The organism is Methylobacterium sp. 092160098-2 (genome assembly GCF_028920805.1).
Taxonomy (GTDB): domain Bacteria; phylum Pseudomonadota; class Alphaproteobacteria; order Rhizobiales; family Beijerinckiaceae; genus Methylobacterium; species Methylobacterium fujisawaense.
This window is the reverse complement of the sequence record NZ_JAQPZJ010000002.1, coordinates 406801-419841: the sequence shown is the minus strand read 5'-3', so window position 1 is coordinate 419841 and position 13041 is coordinate 406801. Positions and strand designations below refer to the sequence as shown.

At 67.3% G+C, this 13041-nt stretch carries 15 protein-coding genes and 1 pseudogene; 8 read left to right on the top strand and 8 right to left on the bottom strand.

Annotation, left to right across the window (positions count from 1 at the left end; translation table 11 throughout):
• Nucleotides 1–27 precede the first annotated feature (27 nt).
• Together istB and istA are read right to left on the bottom strand one after the other, a co-directional pair.
• Nucleotides 28–822: an IS21-like element helper ATPase IstB gene (istB, locus tag PQI07_RS27365; protein ID WP_274928184.1), complete on the bottom strand. Its 795-nt coding sequence runs from the start codon at nucleotides 820–822 to the stop codon at nucleotides 28–30.
• On the bottom strand, nucleotides 812–2341 hold the full coding sequence (gene istA / locus PQI07_RS27360; RefSeq protein WP_274928183.1) for an IS21 family transposase: 1530 nt from the start codon (nucleotides 2339–2341) through the stop codon (nucleotides 812–814). The genes istB and istA overlap by 11 nt, the downstream gene beginning before the upstream one ends.
• 167 nt (nucleotides 2342–2508) lie before the next feature.
• Between istA and PQI07_RS27355 the strand changes: the two genes are divergently transcribed.
• The 6 genes from PQI07_RS27355 (at nucleotide 2509) to PQI07_RS27330 (ending at nucleotide 8082) form a co-directional block, all read left to right on the top strand.
• The gene (locus tag PQI07_RS27355; protein ID WP_274928182.1) at nucleotides 2509–3654 is read left to right on the top strand and encodes a tyrosine-type recombinase/integrase; all 1146 of its coding nucleotides are present in this window, start codon (nucleotides 2509–2511) and stop codon (nucleotides 3652–3654) included.
• Nucleotides 3600–4406 (top strand): tyrosine-type recombinase/integrase, encoded by an 807-nt coding sequence (locus PQI07_RS27350; RefSeq protein WP_081948536.1) that lies wholly within the window; start codon nucleotides 3600–3602, stop codon nucleotides 4404–4406. Before PQI07_RS27355 ends, PQI07_RS27350 begins: the two co-directional genes overlap by 55 nt.
• 328 nt (nucleotides 4407–4734) lie before the next feature.
• Nucleotides 4735–5055: a DUF6634 family protein gene (locus tag PQI07_RS27345; protein WP_081948535.1), complete on the top strand. Its 321-nt coding sequence runs from the start codon at nucleotides 4735–4737 to the stop codon at nucleotides 5053–5055.
• A 582-nt stretch (nucleotides 5056–5637) separates the two neighbouring features.
• Entirely contained in the window at nucleotides 5638–6582 is a 945-nt protein-coding gene (locus tag PQI07_RS27340; protein WP_274928181.1) for a hypothetical protein, read from the top strand.
• Nucleotides 6583–6593: 11 nt separating this feature from the next.
• Nucleotides 6594–6758: a hypothetical protein gene (locus tag PQI07_RS27335; RefSeq protein ID WP_274928180.1), complete on the top strand. Its 165-nt coding sequence runs from the start codon at nucleotides 6594–6596 to the stop codon at nucleotides 6756–6758.
• 118 nt (nucleotides 6759–6876) lie between these two features.
• Nucleotides 6877–8082: a hypothetical protein gene (locus PQI07_RS27330; protein ID WP_274928179.1), complete on the top strand. Its 1206-nt coding sequence runs from the start codon at nucleotides 6877–6879 to the stop codon at nucleotides 8080–8082.
• 4 nt (nucleotides 8083–8086) lie between these two features.
• Here PQI07_RS27330 and PQI07_RS27325 read toward each other — a convergent pair whose 3' ends face one another.
• Nucleotides 8087–8329 (bottom strand): hypothetical protein, encoded by a 243-nt coding sequence (locus tag PQI07_RS27325; protein WP_274928178.1) that lies wholly within the window; start codon nucleotides 8327–8329, stop codon nucleotides 8087–8089.
• Nucleotides 8330–8500: 171 nt separating this feature from the next.
• Between PQI07_RS27325 and PQI07_RS27320 the strand changes: the two genes are divergently transcribed.
• Complete coding sequence (locus PQI07_RS27320) at nucleotides 8501–9079, top strand: PilZ domain-containing protein (protein WP_274928177.1); 579 nt, start codon at nucleotides 8501–8503, stop codon at nucleotides 9077–9079.
• Nucleotides 9080–9136: 57 nt separating this feature from the next.
• On the top strand, nucleotides 9137–9502 hold the full coding sequence (locus tag PQI07_RS27315) for an HU family DNA-binding protein (protein ID WP_274928176.1): 366 nt from the start codon (nucleotides 9137–9139) through the stop codon (nucleotides 9500–9502).
• 317 nt (nucleotides 9503–9819) lie between these two features.
• Here PQI07_RS27315 and PQI07_RS27310 read toward each other — a convergent pair.
• The 5 genes and pseudogenes from PQI07_RS27310 to PQI07_RS27290 form a co-directional block, all read right to left on the bottom strand.
• Nucleotides 9820–10287: pseudogene (locus tag PQI07_RS27310) on the bottom strand (RNA 2'-phosphotransferase); the annotation flags it as partial.
• A gap of 47 nt (nucleotides 10288–10334) precedes the next feature.
• On the bottom strand, nucleotides 10335–10889 hold the full coding sequence (locus PQI07_RS27305) for a hypothetical protein (RefSeq protein ID WP_274928175.1): 555 nt from the start codon (nucleotides 10887–10889) through the stop codon (nucleotides 10335–10337).
• A gap of 20 nt (nucleotides 10890–10909) precedes the next feature.
• Nucleotides 10910–11314, bottom strand: coding sequence for a hypothetical protein (locus tag PQI07_RS27300; protein WP_274928174.1), 405 nt, complete (start codon nucleotides 11312–11314; stop codon nucleotides 10910–10912).
• A 116-nt stretch (nucleotides 11315–11430) separates the two neighbouring features.
• On the bottom strand, nucleotides 11431–12051 hold the full coding sequence (locus PQI07_RS27295) for an acyl-homoserine-lactone synthase (protein ID WP_274928173.1): 621 nt from the start codon (nucleotides 12049–12051) through the stop codon (nucleotides 11431–11433).
• 145 nt (nucleotides 12052–12196) lie between these two features.
• Nucleotides 12197–12934 (bottom strand): helix-turn-helix transcriptional regulator, encoded by a 738-nt coding sequence (locus PQI07_RS27290; RefSeq protein WP_274928172.1) that lies wholly within the window; start codon nucleotides 12932–12934, stop codon nucleotides 12197–12199.
• Nucleotides 12935–13041: the final 107 nt, after the last annotated feature.

The following is a 13041-nucleotide window of genomic DNA, read 5'->3' as shown; positions in this document are numbered from 1 at the left end:
CTGACCCGGGCTGATGGTGGTGTTGGGTCAGGTGGCGGTCAAGTTTCGCGGCTTCTCCCTGGTCGGTTTAGGTGGCTTTGCCGAGCTGCTCTTGAAGCGGAAGCTGTCGTTGCCGGTCTCGAGGATATGGCAGTGGTGGGTGAGCCGGTCGAGCAGGGCCGTGGTCATCTTGGCATCGCCGAAGACGGTCGCCCATTCGGAGAAGCTGAGATTGGTGGTGATGATCACGCTGGTGCGCTCATAGAGCTTGCTCAGCAGGTGGAACAGCAAGGCGCCGCCCGAGGCGCTGAACGGCAGGTAGCCTAGCTCATCGAGGATGACGAGGTCGGCATGGACGAGGCGGCTGGCGATCTGACCAGCCTTTCCCTGTGCCTTTTCCTGTTCGAGGGCGTTGACGAGCTCGATGGTGGAGAAGAAGCGGACCCGCCTGTGATGATGCTCGACGGCGTGGACGCCGAGAGCCGTGGCGATGTGGGTCTTGCCGGTACCCGGCCCGCCGATCAGGACGACGTTGTGCGCGTCGTCGAGGAACTCGCAGCGATGGAGCTGGCGCACGAGCGCCTCGTTGACCTCGCTGCTGGCGAAGTCGAAGCCGGCGAGGTCGCGATACGCCGGGAAGCGCGCGGCCTTGAGCTGGTAGGCGGTTGAGCGCACCTCCCGCTCGGCAGTCTCGGCCTTCAGGAGCTGTGAGAGGATCGGCATGGCGGCCTCGAAGGCCGGAGATCCCTGTTCGGTGAGTTCGGCTACGGCTTGCGCCATGCCGTGCATCTTGAGGCTGCGCAACATGATGACGAGGGCTCCGCTGGCCGGATCATGACGCATGGCGCGCCTCCCTGGCCCGGCGCAGGGCGTCATAGCGTTCTACATTGGCCTGAGGCTCGGTAGTCAGCGTGAGGGCGGCAGGAGCCGGGATCGTTGGCGTGCTCAGCGGCGTGCCGTCGATCAGTCGGTGCAGCAGGTTGAGGATGTGGGTCTTGGTCGGCACGCTGGCCTGCAAGGCGAGTTCGACGGCCGTGAGCACGACCTGCTCGTCATGCTGGAGGACCAGGGACAGGATCTCCACCATCTCGCGGTCACCGCCCGGCCGCTTGAGCAGGTGCTGCTGCAACGATCGGAACGCCGGCGGCATCTCGGCGAAGGGCGCGCCGTTGCGCAGGGCGCCGGGCTTGCGCTGAACCACGGCCAGATAATGGCGCCAGTCATAGACGGTCCGGCTGTGACGATCATGGGAGCGTGCGAACACCCTTTGATGCTCGCAGATCACCTGTCCCTCGGCGACGACGACGATCCGGTCGGGATAGACCCGCAGGCTCACCGGGCGGTTGGCGAAGGAGGCCGGCACGCTGTAGCGATTGCGCTCGAGATGGACGAGGCAGGTCGGGGAAACACGCTTGGCGTGCTCGACGAAGCCGTCGAACGGCCGCGGCATCGGCATCAGGTGGCGGATCTCCTCAGCCCACACATCGGCGATCGAGCCGGGTTGCGCGCCGTGCTCGATCTGTGTCCATAGCTCCCCGCACCGGGTCTCCAGCCACGCGTTCAAGGCCTCCAGCGAGGGGACGTTCGGCATGGGTTGCCACAGCCGATGACGGGCATCCTGTACGTTCTTCTCGATCTGCCCCTTCTCCCAACCGGAAGCCGGATTGCAGAACTCCGCCTCGAACAGGAAGTGGCTGACCATGGCCGAGAAGCGGATGTTGACCTGGCGCTCCTTGCCCCGGCCGACCTTGTCGACGGCCGTCTTCATGTTGTCGTAGATGCCCCGCCGCGGCACGCCGCCCAGCACCCGGAAGGCGTGGTTGTGGGCGTCGAACAGCATCTCGTGGGTCTGCAGCAGGTAGGCTCGCAGCGTGAAGGCGCGGCTGTAGGACAGCTTCACATGAGCGACCTGCAGCTTGGTGCGCTCGCCGGCGATGATCGCCCAATCCTCCGACCAGTCGAACTGGAACGCCTCTCCGGGCACAAAGGCCAGGGGCACGAAGGTGCCGCGGCCGCTGGTCTGCTGCTCACGCAACCGGGCTGCCTTCCAGTCCCGGGCAAAGGCCGCCACCCGATTGTACGACCCCTCATAGCCCAGCGTCACCAGATCGGCGTGCAGCTGCTTGACGGTGCGCTTGTGCTTGCGCGACTTGCCGCCCTCGACCCGCAGCATCGCCGCGAGCTTATCGGCATAAGGATCGAGCTTGCTCGGCCGGTCCGGGACATGAAACCGGGGCTCGACGCTGTCCGCTCGCAGGTATTTGCGCACAGTGTTCCGTGAGAGGCCGGTGCGGCGGGATATCTCCCGGATCGAGCACCGATCCCGATGATGCCAGCGCCGGATGACGCTCAATAACTCCATGTCGATCACTCCGCTGTCCCCCGCGTGTGCCGCGTGAGACGTGGTGAAAACATGGGTCACTTCTCGATGGAAAAATCCCCGCCTGCCGGGTCAGATCTCAATGGAAATCAACAGCGGCGGCGCCATCCAATGCGGATGAGATTCCCCTCGACGACATCCTCGACCACATGGAGGCGTCCAACCCTGAAAAGGCGGGCGCGACGGATGCAGAGATCCGCAATCGCACGAACCTCCTGTTCTGCATTTCCGAACTTCGAAAATACTGGAGCGGAAAGTACCTGTCCGATGTCACGGCGCAATCCAGTGTTGAATACCGCAACATCAGAACGGGTGTGCGCTGGAAGAATCAGACGAAGGAGTCCGATTCTTCCAAGATCCGCGTAACCGGAACACAGTCGGCTCGCAGAGAGCTCGAGGTTTTGAACTCGGCGATCCAGCGCTATGCGCGCGAGAAGAACCTAACCGCGATCAGACAGGCCGAGCTTCCGCCGAAAGCTCAGCCTAGGGACGAGTGGTTGACCTACGACGAGGTCGCCCGCCTCCTCCTAGCGTGCCGTGGGCGTCGTTGGGATCCCGAGGCGGACGACTGGATTCGCGACGCTCGCGGCCGTCTCGTCATCAAGGATCCCTACACACGGCGCCGACGTGCCGGGATCGCCCGTTTCATATTGCTGGCAGCTTGGACCGGAACACGGCACGACTCGGTGCTCCGATTGCGCTGGAAGAAAAACGACTCGGCCGGATACGTTTCAGGCGATCTGAGGACATTGTTTCGCAGAGGTGATCGCGAGGCCGATACCTCGAAAAGCCGCAATCCTTGCAGAATCCCAACATCGCTTCAGGCACATATACGTCGTTGGCAGGAGAACGACGACAAGCGCGATCTTCTGAACATCGTCCATCAGCAAAATGGTACAGGTTACAATGCGTACATTCAAATAACCTTCAAGCAGATCGTCAAAGACGCCGGACTGGACCCCGAGCGCATCACCCCTCATACTCTCCGGCACACTTGCGCGCACTGGATGAAAAACGAGGGGGTGCCGATCTGGGTTGCGGCGGACTACCTCTCGATGACGGTGGAAACTCTCGAGAACGTCTACGGTTCGCATACGCTCGACTCCCACGAGTTGGTCGTGGACGCATTCGCTCATCGAAAGCGGCAGGTGTCGCCGGACCGCCGGAGCAATGCATCCGCAGCTCCCGTCACATTACGGGTGCCGAGCGACCCCGGCAGATCCAATGGTCGTGGTGACAGATGGACGCGCGATTGGCGCATGTCCAAGCGACCGAACCGGCGACGTACGCCATGATCCCGTCGTTCGCGGCTCTGCCGTTCGACAGGGCGACCGCTCTGGCGCTGATCGATCCTGTCGTCCATGCACGACCGGACGTTCCTCCCTCAGCGCAACGCTGTCTTGCGGCTGCTCTGGCCGTCTCCATAGGAACAGGGGCAGGACCGGACGAGCTATGCGCCGTCCACCCTCACGATCTCGGGACAGAAGCCGGCATCGCGACGATCGTGGTCGGTGCGCGCCGCTCGATCCACGGCCGGGACGCCGCCAGAACGGTTCCGCTGCTCAAGCCCGTCCGGAACGTTCTGGAAGCGTACATGCGCGACCGCCGGAAATATGCGACCGGCGGGAACGGCCTGTTCATGTTGTCGGCGAAGCAACCACTTGGCGCGGCCGATCTCAGGACTGCGATCGCGCGCTGCGCTCGGGACAGGTCGCTCGGAAAGGGTGCGCAGATCCGGTCGGCGCGGCTCACCTTCGCCGCGGCACTCATGCGGGCCCAGGCGACCGAGGATCTCGTCGCCTACCTGACTGCGCGCGGCGGACGGGCCCGACGCTCGAGAGAGGAGTTCTATCTGCGGCAGAGGTCGCCGCACTTCGTACTGCGCCTGCTCAATCGGCATCACGTCTTCGGCGCCCGTTACGACGAAGTCGCAGGTTCGGCGGCGGCTCGGTCGGTCGGCGAAGCTCCGGTATCTCGGTCCGGGGACGATCCGGATTCCGTTCCGGCTCCCGGGCTGTCGACCTGGAAGGTCGGGACTCAACGATGAAAGGCGATCTCCGGCGAGGCGGTCGGTTTCGAAGCCGCCCGGAAGTCCGTGTCGCCGAAGGCGATCGGCAGTCGCACGCCGGGATCCGGCGCTGGCTTCGGACGGGACCGCTCGGTGACGTCGTTCGAGCCGCGATCAAAGGAATCGCGCCCGTGCGAGTTTCGGGCGCGCGCGGGAGGATCGGGGCCCAGTTGCCGCACGATCCGTCCCGACGACGGCCGACGATGGCCGATGTCGCATCGCCGCGTTCGGAGGCGCGATCCTGCCGACCTCGATGCGCTCTGTCGCCCCCCATCCGACCACGGTGTCGGAACGAAGGACATCGATCATGTCGGTCCTGCACAAGGGTCCTGGCCCTTTTCCCGAACTCGCCCGCATCGCTGCCCGCCATCGTCGGTTGGCGGAGGATCTCGAACGCATCGCCGGCGGCCACCATCCCGGTGCCGACGATTTGAGGGATGCGCCACTCCTGATGGAATGGAGGCTTCGCTTGGCTCCCGCGCCACACCTCGTCGGCATCGTGCTCGGTCATCCTGTCATACCGGACGGAGAACTCTGCAGAACCAGCGAACTGTTCACGCTCGAACCGGACTTGGGTTACGCGCGCACGAGGTCGAGGTTCTACAGGCTGGGAGAAAGGGCCAACTGAACTCCGCTAGGCGGCGCGACGATCGTGGCTGCAGGTCGCTCCTGGCCGGTTCTCCTGCCGGCCTTGCCGGCGGCTTCCGGAAGCCGGCTGTTTGCATCTCGGGTCGGACGCCTGGGGATCCCGATTCCCTTCTCCGTGCGGGCCCACGTCGCCTGCGAACGCGTGGGCAGCCCAGCGTGGTCGGCTCGGCCGAGACCGTTGCCGATCGGAAGCCGGACGGCGCCGCGCCCGGCACCCGCCGCCGAATCGCGAATTGCGCGAACGAGGCTCCGGGCACGACGTCCGACGCGAAGTGGCGATTGCTGCCGCATAGAATGGCCGGCGCTTCATGAGGCTTCGATGGTTCCGTCGCGGATGAGATACGGGGAGGCGGCGCACGCTCAGGTTGGGCGCCCCGTCCGATCGGGCCGCATGGGGCTTAAGTGCCGTCGCCCGTCCGCCCGGCCGCGCCACTCCTTCGGATCGCGCGGCCGGACGTCGATCGGACGCGGGCCGAGGTTGCCGGCCCGCGTACGCACGAACGGGGCATCCAATTGCCAAAACCATTGCCAAAACCCATTTTTCGGCTCGGTTCCGCTCTGCGTGATCGCGATCTACCTCATGGGGCCAACCTTCCTGGATATCGATATGGCCAGGGCCGGCGATCTGCTTGGGCTGGAGCGCAAGGCCACCGAGATGTTCCGGGATCTCGGTCGCGGAAACTTCATGGCGCTGGGTCCAGCACTATACCGGCGTCCGACGCAGGTCAACGTAGGCTCGGTCGAGACGCGCGCCCTGGGGACCACGCCCGCACTCACCCCGCCGCCGGTCGAGGTGTCGGTCGAGGAGCGCTCGGCCATCCTGGCGCCCGTCCCGGTGGCGGCGCCCAGGCCGGTCGCGGAGAGGCGGGCCGCCGTCCCGCCGCCGCCCACCGTGAACGACATGCTCGGAAGGATCGCGGAGCGCCGCGCGGCCGACGACGCGGACGAGCCCGCGGCACCCGCCATGCCCGCCGAGGAGCGCGAGAAGGCTCTGCGCGAGATCGTCCAGGAGATCGCCTCCAATCCGGAGAACGCCTTCGCCGACGAGCTCAAGCTGTTCAACGAGTTCGCCTACGTCTGCCGGTTCAGGCGGATCCCCGGGACGGCGAACCGGGACGAGTTCAAGCGGCTCCTGGCGCCCGTGAAGGCCGGCGCCGCCGGGATGGACGCCACCGACGAGCGCTGGCAGCAGGCTCTCGAGGCCGCGGAGGATGTCGCGGTCGAGGACCGGACGCTGTTCCTGCTGCTGGCCAAGGCGGCCATGAACAGGCTTCCCTGCCCGCCGGACGCGACCATCGCGCGGATCTCTGGCACGCGCTCCGCCGGCCGGGCGCGGGGCCTGATCTCGTTCCTGGAGCGCAAGGGGCACATCGTGACCAGGGCGGGCTTCCGGAACCTCAGGATCGTCGCCATCCCCGCGCTCGGATGGGAGACCGCCGCGGGCGATCCGTCCGCGCAGGACGTGCTGCCGGACGAAGACGGGCGGCAGCTGGAAGCGGCCGAATAGGAGGCGAAGCGATGCGGTCCCAGATCGAAGAGGCGAAGGCACGGCTCCAGGGCGACGGCGGACTCGCCGTCCGCGACATCGGCATCTTTCCCGGCAGCGACCAGGACGCGACGCCGGAGGCGATCGCCGGCCAGATCCTGCGGGTCCTCGATCAACTGGAGAGGGGCGACTACTAGGTCGTCGAAACCTTCGACGATTGATAACCGAACCCGACGAAATCCCGCGCGAAGGGATGCCACGAGACCGGATACGGGGCACAACCCTGTGAAGCTCCGTCGAAGAGGTCCAGGCGCCATGCCGCGCATCGCCATCGCTCCGTACGTCGTCGTGGTCGCCGGCCTCGCGACCCTTCCGGCCGCCCACGCCAAACCCGACCAGGGGCCCGCGCCGTTCTCGACGATCGGAGTGATCCGCTACGGGATGAACGACTCCTCAATCGGAAAGCTCATGTTCCTGTCGAGCGGACAGCCGGCCGACAGGATCCTCTCCGTCTGCAAGGACGGCGATCTCTGCGAGGTCTCGGGCACGACCCGGGGGGAGGAGATCGCGAAGGTCGCCAAGGCCGTGCGCGTCGGCAGGTTCGGCGATCCGGCCGCGCCGCTCAGATGGGTCTACTCCCACTACAGGGACGACAAGGGCTCGTTCTGGCTGGAGGACGACGATCTGGAGGCCCTGTTCACGCCCAGGATGGCGGCACTCGTCGTCAAGACCAGGCGTGCGGCGGAGATCCTGGAGGAGGAGACCGCGGAGCCCTCCTGGATCGGATCCCAGGACTGGCTCATCCGCGATCTGAAGATCGATGCGCAGGACCAGGGGCCGGGCCGGGCGGTCGGGACCATGACGTACCGCAACATGATCGAGCAGAATCCCAAGCCTCACACGACCCGCTTCGACATGGTGCTGACCGACGCCGGCTGGCGGATCGACGAGGTACGGACCCAGCCGGACCCCGGCGAGAAGCCTCCGAGACCGCTCAAGACGGGTTCGGAGGTGATGAAGCAGCAGATCGCCGAGGGCGAGCAGGCGAAGCGCGACAAGGCGGCCAAGGCGAACGCTTCCGGCAGCCTATGCAGTTTCGGGGAAGGGGCCATCTTCACCTGCAGCGCGAAGGGCAAGCAGTTCTCGATCTGCACCTCGGGGCAGACCCACGAGCTCCCGCACCAGTGGATCGAGTACAGGGCCGGGACGCCGGACAAGCTCGAGCTCGTCCACCGCAGCACCAAGGTCGGCGGTTTCGGCAGCTTCTACGGGGCCTACGAACTCTACCCCAAGGGGGAGGTGTCCTACGTCAGGTTCTCGCGCGACGGCTACGACTACACGGCCTTCAGCGACGAGAACTCCCGCCCCCAGAGGACGGGCGTGCTGGTCAGGAAGGACGGCCGGAGCGTGGCGCGGATCATGTGTTCCGGCGGCCAGGACGACGCGATGCCGAAGGATGCCGCGAAGATGCCGTCCAACATGATCCTGGCGGTGCCCTTCGACGCCGACCAGATCGAGTAGGCGCTCACATCCAGTTCGGCAGGATGCGCCAGACGACGACGAACCAGAGCGCGCCGCCGACCGGCAGTCCCGCCAGGAGGATGGCGGCAGGCTCGTGGGCCCATCTGCGCAGCGGCGACGGTCCATGCAGGCCTGCCGCCTTGGCGCCCTGGCAGTGGACGATCCAGAACATGGCCCCGATCACGTAGGCGATGGCGGCCGCGGCTGCGAGCACGAGTTCGGTGAGCGGCATGGTCCCCCGGGGCACTTCGTCCGATCCGTCGTCTCGGACGGGAACGTGGCCGCGATGTGGCCGTCGTCCGGGGGCGTTTCGAAGGAACGACGCGATCACAGGGCGACATTCCCTCAATTCGAACGATCCAGGCAATCAGGAAGGAACGATTGGAGCTGCATCGTTGCCATCTGGAACGAGGTGAGCATGAACCCATCGAACGGACGGGCCGATCCGAAGGTGCAGCCGGTCGCCATACCAGCCTATTGCAGGGTCGTCGGCCAGGAGGGCTTCTACGCCGTGACGGCGGACCTGTCGGTCCACGGCGTGCGTCTGCGCGCCGCACGCATCCCGCGGCGTGGCGAAACCATGGAATGCCGGATCCGCCACGTCGAACCCTTCGAAGGGACCGTGATCCGGACCTCGGACGCCGACTTCGTGCTGAAGGTCGGGGGACGCTCTCCCGGGGCGGTCGCGCGGCAACTGCTCGGCGCAGCCCGTACACAGCTCGGAACCGACGAACCGGTCCGGCAGCACCGTCGGATCGTGCCGACCGAGCGCGCGGTCGGCATCTCGTTCCAGGAGGGCGGGACCGTGCCGGGCGAGATCGTCGACATCTCGGCGTCCGGGGTCGCCGTGCGGATAGTCCGGCGCCCGGTGATCGGGTCGGTCGTGGTCCTCGGAGCGACGCCCGTCCAGGTGGTGCGCCATTTCGATGGGGGCTTCGGTGCGGCCTTCCTGCGGCCCTTCGATCCAGGCGAGGTGCACGTCGATCTGGTCCTCTGAACGAAGGACGACACGGTTCGTCCTTTACAAGCCGCGGCCGCCACGGGAATGAAAGGCATGATCCGGTCCGAACTCGTGCTCCGCGTCGCAAGCCGCCATCCCGGGATGACGCGCGCGGCCGTCGAAGCCGCCGTCGACGCCCTGCTCGGCAGGATCGCCGAGGCCCTTGCGGAGGGCGACCGCGTGGAGATCCGCGACTTCGGATCCTTCTCGACGCGCCGGCGCGCGCCCCGGACGGCGTTCAATCCGCGCTCGGGCCACTTGATCGATGTCGAGGAACGGACTGCCGTCGCGTTCCGGCCCGGCAGATGGATGCGCACGCTCGTGATGGAGGGAGGCGCCATCGGTTCGCATCCCGAGCGGGACCCCGGGCCTCCGCCCAACCTCCGCCGGGGTTGGACCAGCGCACGATCCGACGGGTAGCTGGTCGGCCGCTCAGGCCTGGGTCGCCTGACGCCTCGCGGAACGCGCCATCGCGATCAGATCGGCCGCCGACAGGCCCTGCCGTGTCGCGACCGGTTCCTTCGGGGCCGGACTCGCCACGGATGCACGGGCGGAGGCGTCGACCGACCTGAAGGTCGAAACCGACGAAGGTATGGTCTTCTTCCGCAGATGCATGGGCCCCGGCTCTCGTTGTGGCCAAGCTTGTAGCGGAGGCCGCACAGTCTGCCCATTCTTGAAGTCTCCGGACCGGGCGCTAGCGCGCCGGGGCACGGAGCCGGTTCGGCACCCGGGTGGACGGCGGCGAGGGCCAAAGCCGAAGGCGGCACCGCAGCGGTCGGCCAGACGCCGTTGTCGGCGAGGAGGAAGAGCGCTCCGGACCGGTGCAGGGTCCCTGCCGCCACTCCAGCACGATCGGCCTTCCGTGTCGTGCGCCCACACGTATCGCGGTCGGCACGTTTAGTGAGAGATGGACATGGTTCCGCGAGACGGGCTTCAGCCCCTCCCGGAAGATCGTGTCCAGCGTGGCGGTGGCGGTCCCGTGGAACAGGGTCTCCGGCGGCTCGACCGCCTGGAGGCCGAGATCGACTGCGATGCTGTGGCCCTGGGCCGCCCGGATGCGCCGCCCGTCGTCCGAAACCAAGCCGTGCCGAGAGAGCCCTCAGGAGATCCCTCGTCGCCACCCAACCGCCCGGACCCAGGGACAGGCCGATGCGCCCGGGGTCGTGCCGCAGGACGAGCGTCAGGAATTTGGAAGCGCGGCTCATGGTCCGACGATGATCCCGAGCCGCGTCCCGTGCAAGGCGAGGCCGCCCTAGCCGCTTCGGGCCGAACGCGCCAGTTCCCGCCCGAGCTCGATCAGGATCACGTCCAGCATCGTGACGAGATGGGTCGATCCGGAGCGGCCGCCGATACGTCGGCGTATGTCCAGGCAGTCCTCGACCACGCCCTCGAGGGACGCGTCTCCGGAGGCTCCGAGCGGATCGTCCTCGTCCGCCTCCAGGAGCACCCCGGTCCCCGCGACGCCTCCCTCGCCCGGAGTCGCGTGGAACCGGCCGCGCTCGACGATCCTGCGTTCGACGCCGTCGACGACGACCGCGTAGGTCACGCTGTGTCTGCGGCCGGGCCTCGCTTGGAAGAGCGCGTTCGCCAGTCTCGCCCGGTCCCGCAGCCGGAGCATCGACGCGTAGTCGGCGGCCTGCATGGATGCGCCGGAACCGCCGCCCTCGCCGAGCAGGGCCCTGGCGGCGTCCGCGTCGAGGATCACCCTGCCGTCCGCGGTCCTCTCCCAGGTTCCGAGAATGCCCGCGGCCGCATGCGCGCCCGCCGGCGCCGCCGGGGGCGACCCGTCGGCGGAGATGCCTGTCATGTCGTCCATCGCTTCGGGTTTCATGGTGCAGGAGAACCGGGAAGGGAGCCGTCGACCGGCGCCGACAGGCGCTCCCAGTCGGAGCCGGACTTGTCGGAGGCGAGGAAGAGGCCGCCGAACCGGGTCACCACCGACCGCACGACTTCGCGGGCGGCGCCGTAGTCGCCGAGCCTGAGGTAGGTCCCCGGTCCGTCCGCCACGTCGCCGAATTCCGCCCGGCCGGCCTCCTCTCCGAGGCAGTGCATGCCTCTGAGCGCATCGGTCTCCGGCTCGCGGAAGACGATCAGCGACCGTTCGGGATCGCCGCTGCGCCGGATCCGGACGGGGCCGGCGCCGATGGCGACGAGCGCCTCCGCGATCCGGTCCGGCTCGACCGCGCCGTCGAGGATGCCGAGCGTGGATTCGCTCAGGTAATGGCGGACCATGACCCAATCGTCCGGCGGCGCGTGGATGGGAAAAGGGCTTGGGGCATGTCGTGGACCCGGGCAATTCCGGCTCCCCGACCGCGGCGGGATAGCCTGCGATCGGCGGAAGCGGCGGTTCAGGCCGCCTGACGAAGATGACCGGGGTGGATGGCGGCTCCGCGCAGGCCGGCGTGGCTGCGGACGCTCTCGAGGCTCTCGCTCGAGATCGGAACCTGGACGGCGATCGTCGGCTGGCCCTCGATCTCCTGCGGGACGCCCAACGGTCTCGTCCTGAATCCCACGATGTGGACCCGCGGCAGCCACCAGGTCTCGGCGACGGCCGTCACGCTGGTGATGCCCTCCTCCAGGCAGTAGTGCTGCATCGCCGCCAGCAGGCGGCAGTCGGTCCGTCCGGAACGCCGCTCGCGAACGACGAAGTACCGGGTCCATTCGAACACGTCCGGGCCGGTCGGCAGGCCGCGACGGACGTGCACCAGATGCGGGAAGACCTCGGTGAGCATGTGCGGCCGGGTCGTCGGGTACAGGCGCTGACCGCCCACCAGCTTGCTGCCGTCCACCGCCAGGAGGTAGATGGCGTGCTCGTTGTCGTAGGCGTCGACGTCGCGACCGTCCGGCCGCTCCAGCTCCTTCCAGCCCCGCTCGCCGACGAACACGTCGTGGCGGACCTTGTGGTGCTGCTCGAGGAGATCCGCGTAGCGTGCGCGGTTCGCGCTCGTGATCACGTGGATGTCGGTCATTCCGGTCGGCTCCGCTCCGAATTCGAAGCCGAACCTACCGGTCGCGGGCGTGCCGCCGTTATTGTAGTTTCCTACACGTTTCGAGAGCGCCGGTGTGGAATTCGAGCCACACTTCCTTGGCGGGTGTTTAGGGAAACGGCCGAACTCAGACCCTGATGAATCTCGACTGCATGGCGCGGACGACCGCCTGGGTCTTGTTGGCGGCGCCGAGCTTGTGCGTCGCGTTGACCGTATGGGCGACCGCGGTGCGCTCCGCGATCTTCAGGATCTCGGCGGTGTCGCGGGCGGACTTGCCCAGCGCGGCCCAGGTCAGGACCTCCTGCTCGCGTCTCGTCAGCGGATTGGTCGCGTTCCCGAGGGGCTTCCGGGCCAACTGGCGCGCGCGCTCGAAGGCATACATCGCCACCATGTGCATGGCGGGCTTCGTGCGGCCGGAGAGGTCCGGTGCCCGTCCGCTCATGGAGAAGCACGCCTCGTAGCCGTCGGGCCCGTGGATGGGTACGCTGAAGCCCCGGTTCATGCCGAAGTCCCGCGCCCGCTTCATGACCTCGTCGGCCGCGGCGTCCTGTTCCGGATCGTAGGGGGCCTCGCCCCATTCGAAGGGTGTCGTCGTCGCCCTGCAGTTACGGAACACGGGGTCGCTGGCCATGTAGTTGCGGCCGGCGTAGTGCTCGTACCAGCCGTCCGGCAGCCGGTGGAGCACCATGAGCCGGTCGAGGCGGTCGTCGGGGTTGGGAAGGCCCGCGATGACGTAGTTCTCGAAGCCGAACTCGGCCAGTATGCCCTGAACCGCGCCGGCGACCTGGTTCTGGTCGGTGCAATCGTCCAGGCTTTCGACGAAGTCGAGGGCCCTGGCCGCGCAGTCGTCCACGATCCCGCTCAATTCGCTCTCGTCCGCCGGTCCGGGGAACGGCCGATGGACGGCGTCCGGGTTCCCGTCCGCCTCGGCCGCGTTCGCCCGCTGGTTGTAGCAATGTAGGTCGACGCATC